18 protein-coding genes and 1 tRNA gene are annotated in these 19,912 nt (G+C 40.8%); 8 read left to right on the top strand and 11 right to left on the bottom strand.

Annotation, left to right across the window (positions count from 1 at the left end; translation table 11 throughout):
• Positions 1-114 precede the first annotated feature (114 nt).
• The 4 genes from mutS to GFH30_RS05585 all read left to right on the top strand — a co-directional run bounded on the left by mutS (position 115) and on the right by GFH30_RS05585 (position 4,933).
• Positions 115-2,736 (top strand): DNA mismatch repair protein MutS, encoded by a 2,622-nt coding sequence (mutS, locus tag GFH30_RS05600; protein ID WP_153371289.1) that lies wholly within the window; start codon positions 115-117, stop codon positions 2,734-2,736.
• Between the two features lie 214 nt (positions 2,737-2,950).
• A complete protein-coding gene (gene fdxA / locus GFH30_RS05595; RefSeq protein ID WP_004696359.1) occupies positions 2,951-3,274 on the top strand; it encodes a ferredoxin FdxA in 324 nt (107 codons plus the stop codon).
• Between the two features lie 137 nt (positions 3,275-3,411).
• Positions 3,412-4,134: a D-Ala-D-Ala carboxypeptidase family metallohydrolase gene (locus tag GFH30_RS05590; RefSeq protein WP_153371288.1), complete on the top strand. Its 723-nt coding sequence runs from the start codon at positions 3,412-3,414 to the stop codon at positions 4,132-4,134.
• A 133-nt stretch (positions 4,135-4,267) separates the two neighbouring features.
• Entirely contained in the window at positions 4,268-4,933 is a 666-nt protein-coding gene (locus tag GFH30_RS05585; protein WP_153371287.1) for an O-methyltransferase, read from the top strand.
• 152 nt (positions 4,934-5,085) lie between these two features.
• Here the strand turns inward: GFH30_RS05585 and GFH30_RS05580 are convergent, their stop codons facing one another.
• The 11 genes from GFH30_RS05580 to GFH30_RS05530 all read right to left on the bottom strand — a co-directional run bounded on the left by GFH30_RS05580 (position 5,086) and on the right by GFH30_RS05530 (position 15,910).
• A complete protein-coding gene (locus GFH30_RS05580) occupies positions 5,086-5,928 on the bottom strand; it encodes a universal stress protein (protein ID WP_153371286.1) in 843 nt (280 codons plus the stop codon).
• 279 nt (positions 5,929-6,207) lie between these two features.
• Complete coding sequence (locus GFH30_RS05575; RefSeq protein WP_153371285.1) at positions 6,208-6,825, bottom strand: acyltransferase; 618 nt, start codon at positions 6,823-6,825, stop codon at positions 6,208-6,210.
• Positions 6,818-7,417 (bottom strand): IMPACT family protein, encoded by a 600-nt coding sequence (locus tag GFH30_RS05570; RefSeq protein WP_153371284.1) that lies wholly within the window; start codon positions 7,415-7,417, stop codon positions 6,818-6,820. Before GFH30_RS05570 ends, GFH30_RS05575 begins: the two co-directional genes overlap by 8 nt.
• Before the next feature lie 101 nt (positions 7,418-7,518).
• Positions 7,519-8,706 (bottom strand): HlyD family type I secretion periplasmic adaptor subunit, encoded by a 1,188-nt coding sequence (locus GFH30_RS05565; protein ID WP_153371283.1) that lies wholly within the window; start codon positions 8,704-8,706, stop codon positions 7,519-7,521.
• Positions 8,703-10,841: a type I secretion system permease/ATPase gene (locus GFH30_RS05560; RefSeq protein ID WP_153371282.1), complete on the bottom strand. Its 2,139-nt coding sequence runs from the start codon at positions 10,839-10,841 to the stop codon at positions 8,703-8,705. Before GFH30_RS05560 ends, GFH30_RS05565 begins: the two co-directional genes overlap by 4 nt.
• Positions 10,838-12,376: a TolC family outer membrane protein gene (locus GFH30_RS05555; protein ID WP_153371281.1), complete on the bottom strand. Its 1,539-nt coding sequence runs from the start codon at positions 12,374-12,376 to the stop codon at positions 10,838-10,840. Before GFH30_RS05555 ends, GFH30_RS05560 begins: the two co-directional genes overlap by 4 nt.
• A gap of 140 nt (positions 12,377-12,516) precedes the next feature.
• Complete coding sequence (gene lptB, locus GFH30_RS05550) at positions 12,517-13,257, bottom strand: LPS export ABC transporter ATP-binding protein (protein WP_153371280.1); 741 nt, start codon at positions 13,255-13,257, stop codon at positions 12,517-12,519.
• The gene (lptA, locus tag GFH30_RS05545) at positions 13,257-13,823 is read right to left on the bottom strand and encodes a lipopolysaccharide transport periplasmic protein LptA (protein ID WP_153371279.1); all 567 of its coding nucleotides are present in this window, start codon (positions 13,821-13,823) and stop codon (positions 13,257-13,259) included. Before lptA ends, lptB begins: the two co-directional genes overlap by 1 nt.
• The gene (gene lptC / locus GFH30_RS05540; RefSeq protein ID WP_153371278.1) at positions 13,807-14,355 is read right to left on the bottom strand and encodes an LPS export ABC transporter periplasmic protein LptC; all 549 of its coding nucleotides are present in this window, start codon (positions 14,353-14,355) and stop codon (positions 13,807-13,809) included. Before lptC ends, lptA begins: the two co-directional genes overlap by 17 nt.
• A 34-nt stretch (positions 14,356-14,389) precedes the next feature.
• Positions 14,390-14,929: a KdsC family phosphatase gene (locus GFH30_RS05535; RefSeq protein ID WP_153371277.1), complete on the bottom strand. Its 540-nt coding sequence runs from the start codon at positions 14,927-14,929 to the stop codon at positions 14,390-14,392.
• A gap of 3 nt (positions 14,930-14,932) precedes the next feature.
• A complete protein-coding gene (locus GFH30_RS05530; RefSeq protein WP_153371276.1) occupies positions 14,933-15,910 on the bottom strand; it encodes a KpsF/GutQ family sugar-phosphate isomerase in 978 nt (325 codons plus the stop codon).
• A gap of 385 nt (positions 15,911-16,295) precedes the next feature.
• Between GFH30_RS05530 and cysS the strand changes: the two genes are divergently transcribed.
• From cysS to GFH30_RS05510, 4 genes are all read left to right on the top strand, one after another.
• Entirely contained in the window at positions 16,296-17,717 is a 1,422-nt protein-coding gene (gene cysS, locus GFH30_RS05525) for a cysteine--tRNA ligase (protein ID WP_153371275.1), read from the top strand.
• 62 nt (positions 17,718-17,779) lie between these two features.
• A tRNA-Gly gene (locus tag GFH30_RS05520) sits at positions 17,780-17,855 on the top strand.
• Between the two features lie 439 nt (positions 17,856-18,294).
• Positions 18,295-19,164 (top strand): IS982 family transposase, encoded by an 870-nt coding sequence (locus GFH30_RS05515; RefSeq protein ID WP_153371274.1) that lies wholly within the window; start codon positions 18,295-18,297, stop codon positions 19,162-19,164.
• Between the two features lie 29 nt (positions 19,165-19,193).
• Positions 19,194-19,871 (top strand): type 1 glutamine amidotransferase domain-containing protein, encoded by a 678-nt coding sequence (locus GFH30_RS05510; protein WP_153371273.1) that lies wholly within the window; start codon positions 19,194-19,196, stop codon positions 19,869-19,871.
• Positions 19,872-19,912 lie beyond the last annotated feature (41 nt).

Genomic DNA, 19,912 nt, shown 5'->3' with positions numbered 1-19,912 from the left:
GGCAAAGAATGCTGTAGATGCGTGAAATGGCAGGCTTAAAGCATAATGATATTGAGCTGCCAAACGCTTCCATCTTCAACCGCATTTGACACTTTATTTAAGGATTTTTTTTCAATGACCAGTTCAGAAGTGATGACTGATCTCTCTTCATTAACGCCTATGATGCAGCAATACATGTCCGTAAAAATGCAGCATCCCGATTCCTTAATGTTTTATCGCATGGGTGATTTTTACGAATTATTTTTCGAAGACGCGCATAAAGCCGCGAAAATATTAGGCATTACCCTAACGCATCGTGGCAAAGCGCATGGTCAACCTATTCCTATGGCGGGTTTGCCTTATCATGCAGCAGAAGGCTATTTAGCACGGTTGGTCAAACGCGGTGAAACCGTGGTCATTTGCGAGCAACTCGGTGAAGTGACGGGTAAAGGTCCTGTGGAACGTGGCGTAGTCCGTATTATCACACCGGGAACATTGACGGATGATGCTTTGCTCGGTGCGCATCAATCTTCAAACTTGGTAGCACTCTGTATTCATCAAGATCAAATTGGGGTTGCACTACTCGACTTAAGTGCGGGTATATTTAAAGTTCAACAGCAAAAATATGATTTAAATCAGCTTGCGATTGAATTGGCACGTCTGATGCCAAGCGAAATTGTGCTAGATGAAAATATTAACGCTACCGATATTATTGAGCATTTAAAACAACAGCTCGATGTTCCTATCACCAAGCGCCCAAATGTCGATTTTAATCTGAATAATGCGCAAAAAACCCTGTGTGATCAGTTTGCTGTCAGCACGTTATCTGGTTTTGGTATTGATCATTTACCGTTAGCCAAAGCCGCTGCGGCAGCACTGATTCATTATGCCAAAGAAACCCAAAAAACCGCCTTACCACATATTCGCAGTATTAAACTCGAACAAAGTTCGGACTTTATTGCACTCGATCCAGTGACCCGTCGTAATTTAGAAATTATTGACCCATTATTTGAGCATGGAACGTCGCTGTTCCAATTGGTGAATGACTGCCAAACTGCCATGGGTGGTCGCTTACTGAGTCGTACGCTGATGCAACCCTTGCGTGACACCGCACTACTTGATGAGCGTTTAGATGCGATTCAAGCGCTACTCGATGGTTTCCACGAGTCACCTGTGCGTTTGGTCTTAAAAGAAATTAGCGATATTGAACGTGTATTAAGTCGAATTGCACTGGGCAGCGCCCGACCACGTGATTTGGTACAACTGCGTCAAGCCTGCGCACAAATCCCATTTTTGCGTCATGCATTACAGCCGATTGTGAGCACCAATCAATCTAGGCTGATAAGTCAACTCAATGATGAACTCGGTGATTTTAATGGTTTGCATGCGCATTTGATGGCAGCCATCGTTGAAAATCCACCCGTGTTGTTGCGCGATGGTAATGTCATCGCTGAAGGTTTTGACAGTGAACTTGATGAACTGCGTCAAATCCGTGATCATGCAGGTCAATTCCTGATTGACCTTGAAATCAGAGAACGCGAACAAAGCGGCATTTCGACCTTAAAAATTGGTTATAACCGTGTCAGTGGTTATTACATTGAATTATCACGCGCACAAGCCGCTCAAGCACCTGAACACTATATTCGTCGTCAAACCCTGAAAAATGCGGAACGCTATATTACGCCTGAGCTGAAATCTTTTGAAGATAAAGTGCTGTCAAGTGAATCACGTGCTCTTGCCCGTGAAAAAATGTTGTTTGAAGCATTATTAAATGAACTACGCGAAGATATTGCCAATCTACAAATGATGAGTGCCGCAATCGCACACATTGATACCCTATGCAACTTCGCCCATCAAGCGCGCTTAAAAAATTGGTCGCGTCCAAAATTTAGTCCAGAAATTGGTGTACATATTCAAGCAGGTCGACATCCTGTTGTCGAAGCCTTAAATAAAACCGCCTATACACCAAATGATACGACATTAGACTTTAATCATCGTATGGCGATTATTACAGGTCCTAATATGGGCGGTAAATCGACCTTCATGCGTCAGACAGCCCTCATTGCCCTATTGGCTTATAGTGGATCATTCGTACCTGCTCAAGCAGCGACACTTGGACCTATTGACCGCATCTTTACCCGTATTGGTTCAGCCGATGATTTATCTACGGGTAAATCGACCTTTATGGTCGAAATGACTGAAACATCGCAAATTTTGCATCATGCGACAAGTCAATCGTTGGTGCTGATGGATGAAGTTGGGCGCGGCACAAGTACTTATGATGGCCTATCTTTGGCTTGGGCGTGTGTGCTTGATCTGACGAAACGTATTCAATGTCTGTGTTTATTTGCCACGCATTATTTTGAATTGACTGAACTGGATAAAGAAGTTGGTATTGATAACTATCATGTCACGGCAAAAGAACTGAATGGCAATTTAATTTTGTTGCATAAAGTTCAAAAAGGTCCTGCCAGTCAAAGTCATGGTTTACAAGTCGCAAAATTAGCCGGTATTCCAAGCAATGTCATATTAGATGCGCAAAAACGTTTAAATATTTTAGAGAAACAACAAGGACAAACTAAAGCACCAACTGTTCAGCATGATTTATTTGCTGAGCCTGAAGTCCAAATTGTTGAAAAAATGATTGAAGTGCCGCAAAAATCTGCAGCGCTTGATTATCTGAATGCATTGGATATTGATAATTTAAGTCCGCGTGAAGCCTTGCAGCAGTTATATGCATTAAAAGACTTGGTTTAATCCTCTGTCTTCGATCATTAGATTTAGGCAAAAACACTAAGGGTATTTGATGATGATTCTCATTTATTGATATTTAGACCAAAAGCACTGTTTTTTTTAAAATTAACAGTGCTGCATATAATAAATATCAATAAAAGGAATTGTTAGTTACCCCTATTTTTGCCTAAAATACGCTATTCGTTAATTAGAACCATATTTTTAGGTAGCTGTCGCCATGACCTTCGTTGTCACTGAAAACTGTATCAAATGTAAATACCAAGACTGTGTTGAAGTTTGCCCTGTAGATTGTTTCTATGAAGGTCCGAACTTCCTTGTAATTAATCCAGACGAATGTATTGACTGTGCATTATGTGAACCTGAATGTCCTGCAAATGCCATTTTCTCTGAAGATGAGTTACCTGAAGGTCAAGAAGTGTTTATCGAACTCAATGCTGAGTTATCACAAACATGGCCGAACATCACACAAATTGGCGATCAACCTGCAGATCGTGAAGAATGGAATGGTAAAGCAGATAAATTACAATATCTTGAAAAGTAATTTTGACTGTTTTAAAAAGATCAGCTTAGCCTGATCTTTTTTTATACCAACATTACACATTTCATTGCAAAATTTACGCTTTTTCTCCCTAAAATTAGATTAAAATGGCGAAAGTGTATAAATAATTGATTTCTATAATGAAGCATTTTTTTAAGGGATTATTAACTGTCTTAGTAATCCCTCTTGTTTTAGTTGGATGTTCATCAAGCCCCAAAAAACAAGGTCAGACGATTACCACTCCTGATGGGAAACGCATTTTTATTCCACAAGAGTCCGTACAATATGATCGAAAAATTCTTCCGAAAACAGTGCCCTATGCTTATACCAATTGGACAACGTCACTGGGAAATTTAAAACGTGTGCGCGAGTATGAAGTTTTTCTAGAGCGCAATGGTGTTGGTAATATTATTCCAAGTTTTGAATTGATGCGCACCGCACGTGATTGGCAAAAATGTGGTCGTTCACAGTACATGGTGCCAAATCAAGAACTATGGGCGAATCAAATTCCGACCTTACGCGTATTTAAATACCTAGTCGCTGCCAATGTGCTCACTGACTTCGAAGTGACTTCGGTCTATCGTGATTTACCGCTGAATCAATGTGCTGGTGGTGCAAGTTCATCTCGTCACTTATATAACTCAGCGATTGATTTTCGAATCGGACCTGCCTATCCACAAGCTGAAGATTATGCCTATATTGAACGAACCAAATTTAAACTTTGCCAATTTTGGATGCAACATGGTCAAAGCTTGAATATGGGCTTAGGGCTTTATGCGAGCGGTCAAATTCATATTGATACCCAAGGTTATCGTACTTGGGGACCCGATTTGAGTCGTCGCAGCTCAATGTGTCATTACTAACAACATACACTGGCATTACATCTGCCGTTTAATTCAGATGTAATGCCTAAAAATGCTGCACATATACAACAATAAATTGCGCAATGAGAAGAAAGGTTTAAAATGCTCGCATCGAAAAAAAGGTGCTTATGCTATGCAACAAATGTGGACAGACATTGACAGTTTCATCGATTCACATTTAATTCCTGAAGATCAAATTCTAAAACAAACTTTAGAAAATACCGAAAATCATGGTTTTCCTGATCATTTGGCGGTCGCGCCAAATCAAGGCATGTTATTGCAAATGCTGATTCAAATGAATCAATGCAAACGTGTGCTTGAACTTGGAACATTTGCAGCTTATAGCACCATGTGGCTTGCGCGCGCCCTCCCTGATGATGGTTATATTTTGACGATTGAAGGTCGTGATACGCATGCGGCAATGGGTCAAGAAAATATTGATCGTGCACAATTAAAGCAAAAGGTTGATCTTAAAGTTGGTCGTGCAGCTGACGTCTTAAGAAATTTGCCTGAAGATACTGAAGCCTTTGATTTTATTTTTATTGATGCCGATAAACAAAGCTATCCTGAATATTTGGAACTGAGTTTAAAGCTGTCTCACTCTGGCACAATCATCTTTTTAGACAATGTGATCCGTGCAGGTGCCATCATTGATAAGAGCAATAAAAAACCAAGTATTGAAGGCATTCGAGAGATGTTTGTGGCGATGCAAAATCACCCACAGATTCTTTCTTGTACAGCTTTACAAACCGTGGGCAGCAAAGGACATGATGGTTTTGCACTCGCCATTGTCAAATAATCCCATTCGTATAAAAAGCACCCAATATTATATTTAATAAAAATTACAACAACTTATAAAATATAACCACAGAGTTATCCACAATTTATGAGGATAACTCTGGTTAATTTTAAACCATTATGTTTCAATATTTATCGAACTACTGTCTAAAATTATTTCGCCACCAAAAGTGGTACTTTTGACTTACGGAAGATGGTCGTCGCAATACTACCCAAGAAGAATTGATGGATTTTACTGTGACTAAATGCACCTAAAACAATCAATTGAATGCCATGTTCTTGCTGATAAGACAAAATATTTTCCGCAGCATCGCCATAACGATATTCAGGAACAACGTCTAAACCTGCGGTAGTCAAAAAATTTAAAGGTTCTTGCAAAATTTCTTTATGATCCCCCACATACAGCAAATGACACTGTAATAAACGTAACAAATCACTCTGCGCAATACGTCTCATCATTTTGATACACGTCGGAGAATATTCGTAGGCAAAAATAAACCGAGTCGGTGGTTTGAAATGATCCCCGACCGTCATCACGGTACAATTGGCACCACGAATGAAGTTTTCAACATTTGTGCCCATTGGTTTATTTTTTTCAGCAGAACGTTCCCCTACGCGACCAATCACAACAATATCGTCAGGTTCTAGAATTTGAAAACTTTGTTCTAAAAAGTCACCTTTTTCTTGAATATGAACCGTATCTAAACCATAATTTTCTTTAATTCTAGCTGAAATATGGTTCAGCAAATTATTACTATAATCTATCGCAATTTCACTTTGCTTTTGTTCAAGCTCCGCCAGTTCTTTTAACAACATGGCATTACTTTCAAAGCCAATCACACCACTAATTTCACCTAAGTGATAACTGGCTGGGTAATAATCCAATACTTGTAAAAGGACAAGTTCACGCTGCGTCTGTTTCGCCACCCACGCAGCTGCTTCTGCCAACGCATCTATGCATGGCGAAGAATCAATACAGGCAATGACACGTTTCATGTGAGCCTCGCTAGTTATAATGTAGTCATTCTTATTTTAACTTAGCATAAGGTCATGCAAATGTGCACTAAAATGTGTAGTGCTTCAATTGATTTATGTTGTTGAATGGCGTATTGAAACTTTGAATTCTTGATTTGAAAAATGAATATTGGATGACTCTACAAAACAACTCTTTTAGACACCATCGTGTCTGACCCGACCCAAGCTCAGCACTGATCTTCTCAGAAATCTAATCTGATTACCTCTGTATAGTTTATCAAAACGCATATGCTGAAGTATTTAATCTCGATAACGAATAAATTTGGCTGGATTGCCCGCCACAATCATTTTTTCTTCCACATCTTTGGTCACCATGCTGTGCATACCGACAATCGCTTGATCGCCAATTTTAATCCCATCTTTAATGCCTACATGCGCGCCTAACCATACATCACGACCAATTTCGATGCCTTTTGAACGTACAGGTTGCTTATAGATCGGCTCATCAAGCACCATACCATGATCAAATGCATACAAATGACAATATGCAGCCATTCTGACCTGATCATGCAACTTAATCCCAACGCGGCCACCATCTAAAATACAGTGATGATTGATAGCAACTTCATTGCCAATCTCTAATGGACCATGCAAGGTACAATCTGCCGCAATAAAGCAGTTGTCCCCAATCGTGATCTTGCGACCCGGTTCAGCAAAAATATGCGCAAGTGGTGAAATAAAACAATTTTCGCCAATCTCAACCGTTTCCATTTCACGTAAATAATCTTGATACTCTTGCTGCCATGCTTCTGCCCAGACACGATTTTTGGGTTTAAGCGACCAATACAGCCAAGGCATATAATTTAAGCGATGTTGATGTTGCTCACGATATTTGAATAAGGGATCAGATTCAGTCATTGGCTTGCTCATCCACTATTTTTAATTTTTCACGACCACGACTCACGTCTTGCAGTTTGAGTGCAAAGGCGGGAATCTGGTGTTTTTGTAGCAGAGCAATCACATCGACTCCTTCTGCATGATATTGCTCTTGATACTCAATACTCTGTTGATTAAGTTCATATTGAAAAATAGCCCATTCATTAAATAGGCATGAGAACTGAACTTTTTGTTTTTCAATCAGTTCAATTTTTTCTGCGAGCATGAGACATTGTCCAGCACAGCCGCCATAAGCACGCACCAAACCGCCTGTACCGAGTTTAATTCCGCCATACCAACGATTAACCAAGACCAAGACATTGGTCAGCTCATTGCCTTCAATAGTAGCTAGAATCGGTCTACCTGCTGTGCCTGAAGGCTCTCCATCGTCGTTAAAACGTAGCTGTTGACCAATTTTCCAAGCCCAGCATTGATGCGTGGTGGATACATCTTTATAGGCGTCTAAAAAGTCTTTCACCTCTTGCTCATTTTCAACAGGCGTAGCAAAAGCTTGAAAACGACTTTTCTTAATGTCTTCTTCGAAACTAACAAGCTGAGAGATGGTAAAAGGCATTGAAATCAAATATTAAAATATCATCTGAAATTATACCTATTTTCGATGCACATACAAAAAAAGCCCCTGATCTGAGGGGCTTTTTTGAGCAACAATCGAGTCTATCGTTCTCGTAAGGCTTCTTTGGCTTTATTAAATGGTTTAACCAAATAATCTAACACGGTTTTTTCACCGGTACGAATATCAACAGTTGCCACCATACCCGGTGTAATATTGAAATCCTGACCTGCTTTATTTTGCAATTTATCACTATCGGTACGAATGTAAGCACGATAGTAGAACTGATCTTGCTTCACTTCATCACGTAAAGTATCGGGTGAAATGACCGTCACTTTACCGGTTAAACCGCCATAAATTGAATAATCATAAGCTGTGATTTTAACCAAAGCTTCTTGACCCGGACGAATAAAGGCAATATCACGTGGTGAGATGCGCGCTTCAATTAACAGCTTTTCATCTAAAGGGACGATGGTCATGAGCTTACCGTTTTGTGGAATCACACCACCTAAAGTCATGACATCGATTTCTTTTACCACACCGCGTACCGGTGATTTAAACACAGTACGGCTTAAGGTATCTGACTTGCCACGTACCACTTGTTGTTGTGTACCAACATCTGTATTCGCTTTCGACAATTCTTCACGCGCTTTGACATAATACTGATTTTGAATATCATTCATTTGATTATGGAGTTCGTTGGCTTGACGCTTTAAACGTAGTACTTCAACTTCGCTCGCTGCACCTTTCGCAACCAGTGGCTCGGTCATTTGCAATTCTTGTTGGACCAGAACCAATGCTTGCTTTAAGCCTGCCAAAGACTGTTCTAAATTGGCACGACGTGATTGATACAACGCGGTTTCTTCTGCCACCAATTTAGGGTCTTTTAACACCTCTGGTGGAAACACCAAAGGCGTACCGTTTACTTCGGCTTTTAAACGCGCAGACGTTGCACGAGATGAAATCAGCAATGATTCTGACTCACCCACGTTTGACTCGAGACGCGTCGGATCAAGTTGCGCCAAGATTTGTCCTTGCTCAACAATTTCACCTTCTTTGACATTCAGCTTGGTTAAAATACCGCCTTCTAAAGACTGAATCGTTTGCTCTTTTGATGATGGAATGACTTTCCCTGTACCTGTCGATACTTCTTCAAGCTTAAAGAGCCACGCCCATGTCAGCAAGACCAATAAACCGATTCCAATAATCCAAATCACCAGACTGGCTTTGGGTAACGGTGGCTCTTGAAACTTGACTTTGGTTGAACGCTTTAATTCTTGTTGTTCGCTCATGCGTTTGCTCCAGTTTCACGTTTTGTCCCACCTTGTGATTGATTAAGAATCTGATCACGCGGTCCATCCATGACAATTTTACCGTCATTGACCACAATAATTCGGTCAACCAACTCCAGTACTGCACGGCGATGCGTTGCCACCACCATGGTACGATTGGCTAAATATACTTTTAAATGATCAATCAATTGTTTTTCAGACACATCATCAATAGAGGCTGTCGGTTCATCCAGCAACAAAATTCGTGGCTGACGAATCAATAAGCGAGACAACAGTAAAGCTTGACGTTGTCCACCTGAAAAACCAATACCACCTTCTAAGATAATATGATCTAGCCCTTCTTTTTTCTCTTGGACAAATGCCAATGCACCCGTAATTTGTAATGCTTCAAGGATCTGTTGATCGGTTGCCAGTGGTGCACCCAAGGTTAAGTTCTCACGAATCGTGCCATAGAACAAAACAGAGCTTTGATTGAGTAAGCCCATATCACGACGTACATCAGAAGGATCAATTAAGCTCATATCAATACCATCGAGCTTCACTTTCCCTTGAATTGGAGTTTGCATACCTGACAAGAGTTGCAGCAGTGTCGATTTACCCGCGCCATTACGACCAAGAATCGCAATTTTTTCGCCTGGCTTAATTTCAAGTTTTGGAATCATCACACTTGGTTTCGGATCATCTTCGCCATATTTAAACACCACACCACTTAACTCGTAGTCGCCATTGATTTCAGGGCGATGAATCAAATGTGAATAATCAGGTTGATCGACCGGTTTTTTCATTAATTCATCTAAGCCAGCTTTTGCAACTTTCGCTTGTTGTAAACGACCTAATACACCGGTGAGTTGTGAAATTGGCGCAAGCATACGAGATGATAAAATTGAACACGCAACTAATGAACCTGTGGTCATATCACCTTCCATGACGGCAAATGCACCTACAAGCACCACGATCGCAAAAGTTAAACCTTGAATTTTTTGTGTCCATGCCGTCATCAATCCAACGACTTTACGTTGTTGCATACTGACGTCAGCAGACACTTCATTCATATGATTCCATTGGTTTTGAAAACGTGATTCAGCACGTAATAGCTTAATATCTTCGATACCTTGCACGGCTTCGACCAACATGGCATTACGAATTGCAGATTCACGCATCCCCATCTGTGCCAATTTAGCCAGTTTTTTCTGCGCTAAAATGCCCGGCAAAATCATCAAAGGTACAACCAACAACATCACCCAGAATAGGTTACCGCCAATGAGCCAGAAAATACCCAAGAACAAGAAGAAGAAGGGTAAATCGGCAATCGCGGTAACAGTGGTTGAGGTCACCAACTCACGCACGCCTTCAAGTTCACGAATTTGTGAAATAAACGTCCCTGTCGATTTTGAACGTTCTTTATTTTTAATACGCAGTGCATGACCAAAAACGCGATCAGAAATTTTCAAATCTGCTCGTTTACCAATGATATCCGAGAGATAAATACGTGAAACACGCAAAGTAAACTCGAAAATCGCTGCAATCAGTACACCTGTTGCCAATACCCACAGCGTAGAAATCGACTGTGACGGAATCACACGGTCATAGACGTTCATCGAGAATACAATGGTTGCAAGCGCAAGAATATTGGCAATCAGTGACGCAAACATAACGTCGACATAACGTTTCCAATCGTTCAACACCACCGACCAAAACCAGTTCTTCTCGAATGGTTTGATATATTCATCCACACGCGCATCGGGTACAGAAGACTCAGGACGCAAAATATAAACACATTTCACGCCTTGTTCGAGCTGTGCGACATCAAAGACTTGTGAAAGGCCCTGATCACCACTCATTTGAAGACTGGCATTGCCATTGGCATCAATACGATCAATAACGCCTACTTCGCCCGTTTCAAACTCCACCAATAACGGTAAACGCCATGGATTCAAGATCGCTCGATCAAACTTGGTTTTACGAACATTTAAGCCAATTTGACGCGTGACAATTTTCAGCAGTTCATCGATGTCTTCATGTTGATTCCAATCCAACTGCAGACGAATACGCTCTTCTGATGGCTCAATACGATAGTGCTTGGCAATATTCAGAACTGCTTGAAGCCAAGGCTGATAAGATATGCTATTACTCATGGCTGAACTTCAAACCCCTGAATTGAAATATTATTAAGATCATAGGCATCACGTGAGCGCCCTGTCACTTGGATATATTGCACAAGTGCCGAATAGATGTCGTAACGCGCAGATTCAATTTCCTGCGCGGCACTATGAATCGCTTGTTCGGCATTCAGCAAATCAACCACTGTACGCGTACCTAACTTATATTGTTCTTGATACAGCTCTTTGGTGCGCATTGTGGTCTGACGGCGTTGTGACAAAATATCCATTTGCTTTTGCTTGTTTTCAATTTCTTCACGAATTAAACGCACTTGATCAAGCACATCTAAATAAGCGGTATTGACTTGCGCGCGGGCTGCTTCTTCAGCATAACTTGCAGCACGTGCTTGCGAACGTGTGGCACCGCCCTGATAAAAATTACTGCTGGCTTCTATCATGACTGAATTGTATAAGCCATTATCTTCATTGTTATTTGGGTTACGCCCATTCAATGCTTGACTCAGACTCCCTTTGACATTGATGGTCGGCATGTTGCTGAGTTTGGCTTGATCTTTTTGCAAGCGCGCAACATCGACGCCCGCCTGCGCTAACATTAAAGAAGGAATTTTAGTGAAATTGGGTTCTTCATATAAATGGGCGTGAGCCACTAAATTGGTTGGCAATTCCCATTCAATATTTGAAACATCAAATCCAAGCAAAGTACGTAAACGCTGTTGATATTGGCGCAGTTGTGTTTGTTGTACCAATAAATTACTTTCAGCTGCTTCGACATTCGACTGTGCTTGAATTGGATCGGCTTGACTACTAATACCCGCCTTGGCACGTAAATTTGCAATTTCAGCAATTCGACCAATGCCCGCAATTTGTTGTTGGGCAATTTTGGTAATATCTTGATAGCGTTTAATATTCACAATCGCATTCGCAACATCGAAAGACACGTCATCCAATGCAACCAAGACACGTGCTTGTTCTTGGGTCAGTTTCGCTTCTTCAATGTTGACGCTATTTTTAACCTTACCAAAATCGTAAAGCATTTGTGTGGCATTCAATGACAGTAACTGACGTCCACGCTCACCTTTGGTCAAATCTGCTGTACCAATTCCACCTGACAACTGCGGATAATATCCCGCTTTTGCAACATCAATATTGGCAATTTGCGAAGACAACGTTGAAATACTTTGTGTAATTTCAGGGCGTCTTTGCACTGCTGTATGTACAGCTTTGTTTAAATCAAGTGGATTTGGAATACCCGAGTTGCTCATCGCGCCCGTTTGCCCCCATTGTGGCGAGGTAACTTGCGGCAATTCATTAATACGCGAGGTGTCTAACTGATATTTACTTAACTGACTAATATCAACGGTGTAACCTGTACGAGTCGGCTCAGGTGCAATGAACTTACCTAAACCCTGTTTCACATTCTGAAAATAACTTTTCGACGTTTCAGCATGTGTAAGCGATATGTTTAATGGCAATAAAAGAACAATAAATGCTCCTGTTACCCCATTCGACCGTCTATATTGATGATGAACTTTTTTTTCTCGCAGTAGCATGGTTTTTATGATTCGTATTTTTTAAATGACAATATACCAAAAACATTCTAAATGTATCTTTTTAAAATGTTAATGCCGAAAAAATCCCACAACTTAAACCATGATTCAAGGTGCGGGACATATAGAGATTGAAATGCACTTTAAACCGTGAAATCATCACCTAGATAAACTTTACGAACAGTTTCATTTTGTAAAATTTCAGCAGGCGCACCTTCTGCAATGACCGCACCTTCACTCACAATATAAGCATGTTCACAAATGGCTAAGGTTTCACGTACGTTATGATCGGTAATGAGCACCCCAATACCGCGCTCTTTCAGGGTCATAATAATATCTTTAATATCACCCACCGAGATTGGGTCGACACCTGCAAAGGGTTCATCCAGCAGCATAAACTTTGGATCAGCTGCAAGCGCACGGGCAATTTCAGCACGGCGGCGTTCACCACCCGATACACTCATCCCTAAAGAATCTTTAATATGGGTGATTTTGAAATCTGCCAATAACTCAGCCAAGCGTGTTTGACGCTCGGCCTTGCTTAAGTCCTTACGTGTTTCAAGAATTGCCATAATATTTTCAGAAATAGTGAGCTTTCTAAAAATTGAGGCTTCCTGAGGTAAGTATCCTATGCCTTTCCGTGCGCGTTCGTGCATGGCTAAATCTGACAAATCGAGGTCATCGAGATAAATTTCGCCTTTATCCATGCGTACTAAACCGACCACCATATAAAAACTAGTGGTTTTACCTGCACCGTTTGGACCTAACAGACCGACAATCTGACCACTTTGCATACTAAAAGACACATCTTTGACCACCCAGCGCTTACTGTAATTTTTAGCCAAGTGTTTAATGCATAAGGTCTGTACAGTTGATTGATCCATTAATCACGCACTCCTGGGAAGGATTTCGAGCTTGATGGTGGGATCACGATTTGTACACGACCAGTAGATGAACCGGTTTTATTTGGTGTACCCGTTGCTTCAATATCACCTTTATTCATGCTGTACTTCAAGGTATTACCACGAATGCTTGCACCGTCTTGTTGTAGTAAAGCATTGCCTGAAAGCGTGATAATCCCAGTTTCAGCATTATATAAAATCTTGTTTGCCTGACCTTTGGCTAAACCTTTGGCCGGGTCTACTTTCTGTTGAAAATGCGCAGGAGAACCCGTTGCAGTAATCAAGCTGATTTCTTTTTTTGCATTTAAATTTGCCACAATAGAGGCAGCTTGTAATTTCATCGTACCCTGTTCAATGATGACATTACCCGAATACGTGGTCACGCCTGTACGCTCATTAAACGTTGCACGGTCTGCCACTAAACTAATCGATTGTTGACGATCAGAGGGTAATGCAAATGCAGGAACGGCTGTCAAACCCAATGCCGTGACTAGAGCAATACGATGCAGGAAAGTTTTAGTCATCATTGATTTAAGAGTTTGGTTCATACTTTCCTCGAATATTTGAAAACTCGTATTGACCTTCATTTAAGTTCGCTTTTAACCCTTGACTCACAAATTCAGCCTGCGGAGATTCTACTTTTACAACTTTATCAGTTTCAATGTCACGGGTTTTAGGATATGCGGTCAACTCTTCAGTGTGGAACTGAAGTTTCCCATTTTGCATTAATTTTGTCGCAATAACGTCTTGAGATAGTACGACTTTTGTATTGTCGTCATAGCCATTGGCTTGTTTGGCGAAAAAAGTCGCATCAACCACATTATTGGTAAATGTGGATGCATTGAGATTGGTCAATGTGGTGGTTTTTTTCTGCATGTCTTGTTCAAGCTGATCCACCTTTGCCTGAATAGACAATTGTCCATTTTCATCAGTTTGGGTCAATTGGATCTGTTTTGCAGAATAGGTCATGCTACGTGCTGAATCAGTTTCGAGCTTATTGCCTTTGCCACTGAAATAGTAGTAACCACCACTTACAGATGCGATCACAATTGCCGTGATATATAAAACTCGAGTATCCATAAGTGGCTTACTTTATCCAATGGGTCTAATGTTATTAATAAGGCGCGCGTGTATATTTTTCAAGTAACTCTTCGTACTTGCCTTTTGCCATCAGTAACATGTCACAAATTTCACGTACTGCACCACGTCCACCCATGGCTTGAGTCACTAAATCTGCACGACGGCGCACTTCAACATGACCATTTGGCACAGTCACTTTCATGCCCGCAATGGCGAATGCCGAAAGATCAGGCCAGTCATCACCCATATACAAGCAATCTTCAGGCAATAAATTTAATTGTGCACAGGCTTCACGTAATGCCGTGCCTTTATCTTCACGACCTTGGAAGACTAAATCTACGCCCAAAGCATTCATACGTGTTTCCACGATGTTACTTTTACGACCGGTAATAATAATGACTTTTAAACCCGCCTGTTGAACCAGTTTCATCCCTAGTCCATCACGGATATCAAAAGATTTAAGCTCATCGCCTGTGTTGGTGAGGGTCACAAAACCATCACTTAAAATACCATCTACATCTAAAACCAAGGCTTCAACGTGACGCGCTTGTTCCAATAAAACATAAGAAGCCATTGATCAATTTACCCCAGCTTGAATCAAGTCATGCATACTAATGACACCAATCACTTTATTGGCATCATCTACCACTACAAATTGTGAAATTTTACGTGCGTTCATGCGCTCTAAAGCTTCAACTGCACGCTCTTCTTGAGAAATAGTTTGTGGATTTTTCACCATCACATCTTGGACTGCCAAATTCACATCAAAGCCTTGTTGCTTATCAATAAGACGACGTAAATCACCATCGGTAAAAATACCGAGTAATACATCTTGCTCGTCGACAATGGTGGTTAGACCTAAACGCTTGTTGGAAATTTCATACAACACTTGGTTCATTGGCGTCGATGGAGACACTTTGGGTAAATCTTTACCGGTATGCATCAGATGTTTGACATGCAATAGTAAACGTTTACCAAGTGCGCCTGCAGGATGCGAACGGGCAAAATCATCAGAGGTGAAGCCACGCGCATCCAAAAGCGCAACAGCGAGCGCATCGCCAAGTGCTAAGGTGGCTGTGGTACTTGATGTCGGTGCTAAGCCCAATGGACAAGCTTCTTCAAAATTACCGAGTGTTAGCGCAACATCCGCATTTTGTGGCATTGGACCACGATCATCTGCGGTAATGGTAATCAATGGGATACCCAAATGTTTCACCAACGGCATTAACATCATAATTTCATCACTCTTACCCGAGTTTGAAATTGCAATCAGTACATCACCTTTGACTAACATCCCAAGGTCACCATGACCTGCTTCACCCGGATGCATAAAGAATGATGGTGTGCCTGTCGATGCAAAAGTTGCTGCCATTTTACGACCGATATGACCTGACTTGCCCATGCCCGTCACCACCAAGCGACCTTCTGCTTTAAGGATGATCTGACACGCCTCGGTGAAACGCTCATCAATCTGAGACGCCAAAATCTGCAAGGCATGTTCTTCTATACGCAACGTTTCGAGCGCGACTTTTTGAAAATCAACTTGATTCGACATATTTGGGTGATTCAAAGTCTATATACCTACGCTAAAGACAGAGAAAAATTTCTCAATTCATGAAAATAATTTTCGCAATTTTAGCATAGCTATGCAATTGCAAGCGTTCTAAATCATAGAGATTTGGGCAGTTATCGATAAAATATCCTGTCATTTTAGTGATAAATCAATCGATTTTTCTTTCAAGATCCTTATATTAAAGTGCGAACACCTTGGCACTTTTGAGCATTTCAAATGAGTCAAATGGTGAGATCTAAGCGTTCATCATATGATTTTGCATTGTTAAATCATTAAAAATTGAGCGCTTTTAGCGCAATCAGCTTTATGAACAATCAGGCTTACGTTATGATGAGCCATCCTTATATTTGAAGTTTTTTGAATCGCTATGCAACCATTTGTTCTATATAACTCAGAGCAACGCAAAAAAGTAGAATTCGTACCACGCGTCGAGGGACAGATTGATATATACGTCTGTGGTATGACCGTATACGACTACTGTCATATTGGACATGCGCGTGTCATGGTTGCATTTGACTATATTATTCGTTTTTTACGCAGCCAAGGTTGGAGCGTGAAATACGTTCGTAATATTACCGACATTGACGACAAAATTATTAAACGTGCGAATGAAAATGGCGAATCGATTACCCAATTGACCGATCGCTTTATTCAAGCCATGAATGACGATGCAACAAGTTTGGGTTGTACTGCTCCCGATGAAGCACCGCGTGCAACAGACTATATTGACCAAATGCAAAACATGATTGGAAATTTGGTTGATAAAGGCACCGCCTACCCTTCAAACAATGGCGATGTCTATTTCGAAGTTGAAAAATTTGAAAAATATGGTCGTTTGTCTGGTCGTAAGCTTGAAGATATGCAAGCAGGTGCATCAGAACGTGTCGATGTTGAAGTACAGAAAAAACATCCTTTTGACTTTGTGCTTTGGAAACATGCCAAAGAAAATGAACCGTCTTGGGCGTCTCCTTGGGGCAATGGTCGTCCGGGTTGGCATATCGAGTGTTCAGCGATGTCAACCTGCTGCCTAGGCAACCATTTTGATATTCATGGCGGTGGTTCTGATTTAACATTCCCACATCATGAAAATGAAATCGCGCAATCTGAAGCATCAACCGGCGAACAATATGTGAATTATTGGATGCATGTCGGTTTCATTAATGTCGATGGTGAAAAAATGTCGAAGTCACTCGGCAACTTCTTTACCATTCGTGATGTGATGGAAAAATTCCATCCTGAAGTGATCCGTTACTTTATTGTTTCTTCACACTATCGTAGTCCAGTCAATTTTTCTGACTTTGCGTTAAAAGAAGCGAAAACTACCCTGACCCGTTTCTATCATTCATTTAAAGCCTATCAAGCCGTTTATGGCGATACATTGGCTGAAACATTGGATGAAGCATTCGTTGAACGTTTCAATGCTGCAATGCGTGATGATTTCAATACGTCTGAAGCAATCGCAGTTCTGTTTGAAATAAACAAAGCTTTAAATACCGCGGTCAAAGAAGAAAATGCGGAACGAGCTGCGATTTATTATGCAACTTTACGTCACCTGACTAATATTCTTGGTTTGGTGCAATACAATGTTGATGAATTCTTAAAATCGGATATTGGTCAGGAAGCATTAGGTTTAACACCAGAGCAGATTGAAGATTTAATCCAACAACGTAAAGATGCGAAGAAAGCCAAAGAATTTGCCCGTGCTGATGAAATCCGTCAGTCTTTGCTCGATCAAGGCATTGTGCTTGAAGATACGCGTCAAGGCACCGTATGGCGTCGTGCTGATTAATTAGGCAATTAAAATCGTAGAGAGTTGACACTGCTGCGATATTCTCTATAATAGCCCTCATTGCGGGAATAGCTCAGTTGGTAGAGCATAACCTTGCCAAGGTTGGGGTCGGGAGTTCGAGTCTCCTTTCCCGCTCCAGAATACGAAAAAGCCCTCATCGAAAGATGGGGGCTTTTTTTAATTCTAAAAGATGCTTTCTACTTGCTCTGTTAAGCTGCATAAGCACATTCAGCCCGACTACATGCCTTTTGTGATTGAATATCGAAGTCCCTCTCAATCTCCCTAATAACCTTATCATTCAAGCCAATCAATTGAACCTATACAGACACTCTAAGAAAAATCTCCGAGAATTAATGTGTGCAACCATCCACACACAAGACACCTATAGAAAATATAACAACACGCCGCATAATTAAACTAGATAGAAACGTGTGGGCTTAGTCCACATATATTCATTGATAATCTACAAAATAATGTACTTAATTAACCCGAATCGCGGATAAGAAATTGACTTGAAAAATAGAAGGACTAGAGCCATCAGTTGAGTTACCACACAAAACTTAAAACTCTAGTCCCGATGTTTAATAGTACCGAATTGTTCTGCTTAATTGATGACTTTTTTCTACAATTTGAAGCAACTTATTGGAAATTCCTCAAGCAAGATGGCCAACTTTCAAGAATCCGAGTTGCTCAACTCAGTCTTTCAGAAATTATCTTTATTGCTATTTTGTATAAATCCTCTCATTTCACTAATTTCAAAGCCTTTTTCACTTGGTTAAAAGAAGATAAAAGCTATTTATTTAAGTACTTGCCTTGCTATCAAAGGATGATTCATCTGATCAATATGCACCAATTGGCTCTACAGGCTTTGCATGTGGCGCTGATGAAGGGTCAAGAAACACAATATTTATGGATTGATTCAACAACTCTGCCAGTTTGTAAAAATCAACGTATTCAACGCCATAAATCATTAGTCCAAATTGCATCACGTGGTAGGAGCTCAATGGGCTGGTTCTATGGCTGTAAATTACATATTGCGATGAATCAATTTGGTGAAATTACCTGTTCTGCTTTATCGAATGGACATGTTGCTGACATAAAAATGGTTGAGCAATTAGTTGATGGCCTAAAAGGAAAACTTTACGGGGATCGAGGCTACATCAGCCAAGAATTAAAGCGCAGGCTGCAAGTTGAAGGTATTGATTTAATTACTTATCATCGGAGGAATATGGAATCTTTTCAACTCAGTGCACCAGATGAATATCACCTAAGGCAACGCAATAAGATAGAAACATTATTCAGCTTATTGAAAGGGCAATATCATTTAGTGACGAGTAAAGCACGTAGTACTTATGGATTTCTCAGCGGAATTTATGCTTCGTTATGTGCATATCAATTAACCCATCGAAACAAGCCAACGATTCAAATTATGCAATCATCGGCTTAAGCAGGATTCGGGTTAATTAGGTAAATACTATGAAAATTCTAATCGTTCTTACTTCCCATGACCAATTGGGTGATACGGGGCAAAAAACAGGTTTTTGGCTTGAAGAACTTGCAGCGCCCTATTATCGTTTTATAGACTCTGGCGCGGAAGTAACTTTAGCCTCGCCACACGGTGGTCACCCCCCATTAGATCCTAAAAGTAGCAGCCCAGATGCTCAAACCGAAGAAACTAAACGTTTTGAAGCAGATCCAGTCGCGATGCAAGCCTTAGCTAAAACGCATCATTTGAGTGAAATGAGTTCAAATGATTTTGACGCTGTGTTCTATCCTGGCGGGCATGGTCCACTTTGGGATCTTGCCAATGATGCTGATTCAATTGCTTTAATTGAACAAACGTTGCAAACAAATAAGCCCGTGGCTTTAGTATGTCATGCACCAGGTATATTGCGTGATGTGAAAGATACTCAAGGACAACCGATTGTCGCAGGCAAAGCCGTGACTGGATTTACCAATGGTGAAGAAGCAGCGGTCGAATTAACAGATATCGTGCCTTTTCTTGTTGAAGATATGCTGAAAGAAAAAGGCGGACATTATTCAAAAGCTGAAGATTGGCAGGTTTATGTACAACAAGATGGCTTACTTATTACTGGGCAAAATCCAGCGTCCTCTGGGGCAACAGCAGATACATTATTAAATGCCTTGAAATAAGGCTTAAATGCTCTTAAGCCTTATCAATTAATTTATACACC

The organism is Acinetobacter wanghuae, from assembly GCF_009557235.1.
Lineage (GTDB): Bacteria > Pseudomonadota > Gammaproteobacteria > Pseudomonadales > Moraxellaceae > Acinetobacter > Acinetobacter wanghuae.
The sequence above is the reverse complement of the archived record's forward strand: the minus strand, read 5'-3'. Positions and strand labels throughout refer to the sequence as shown.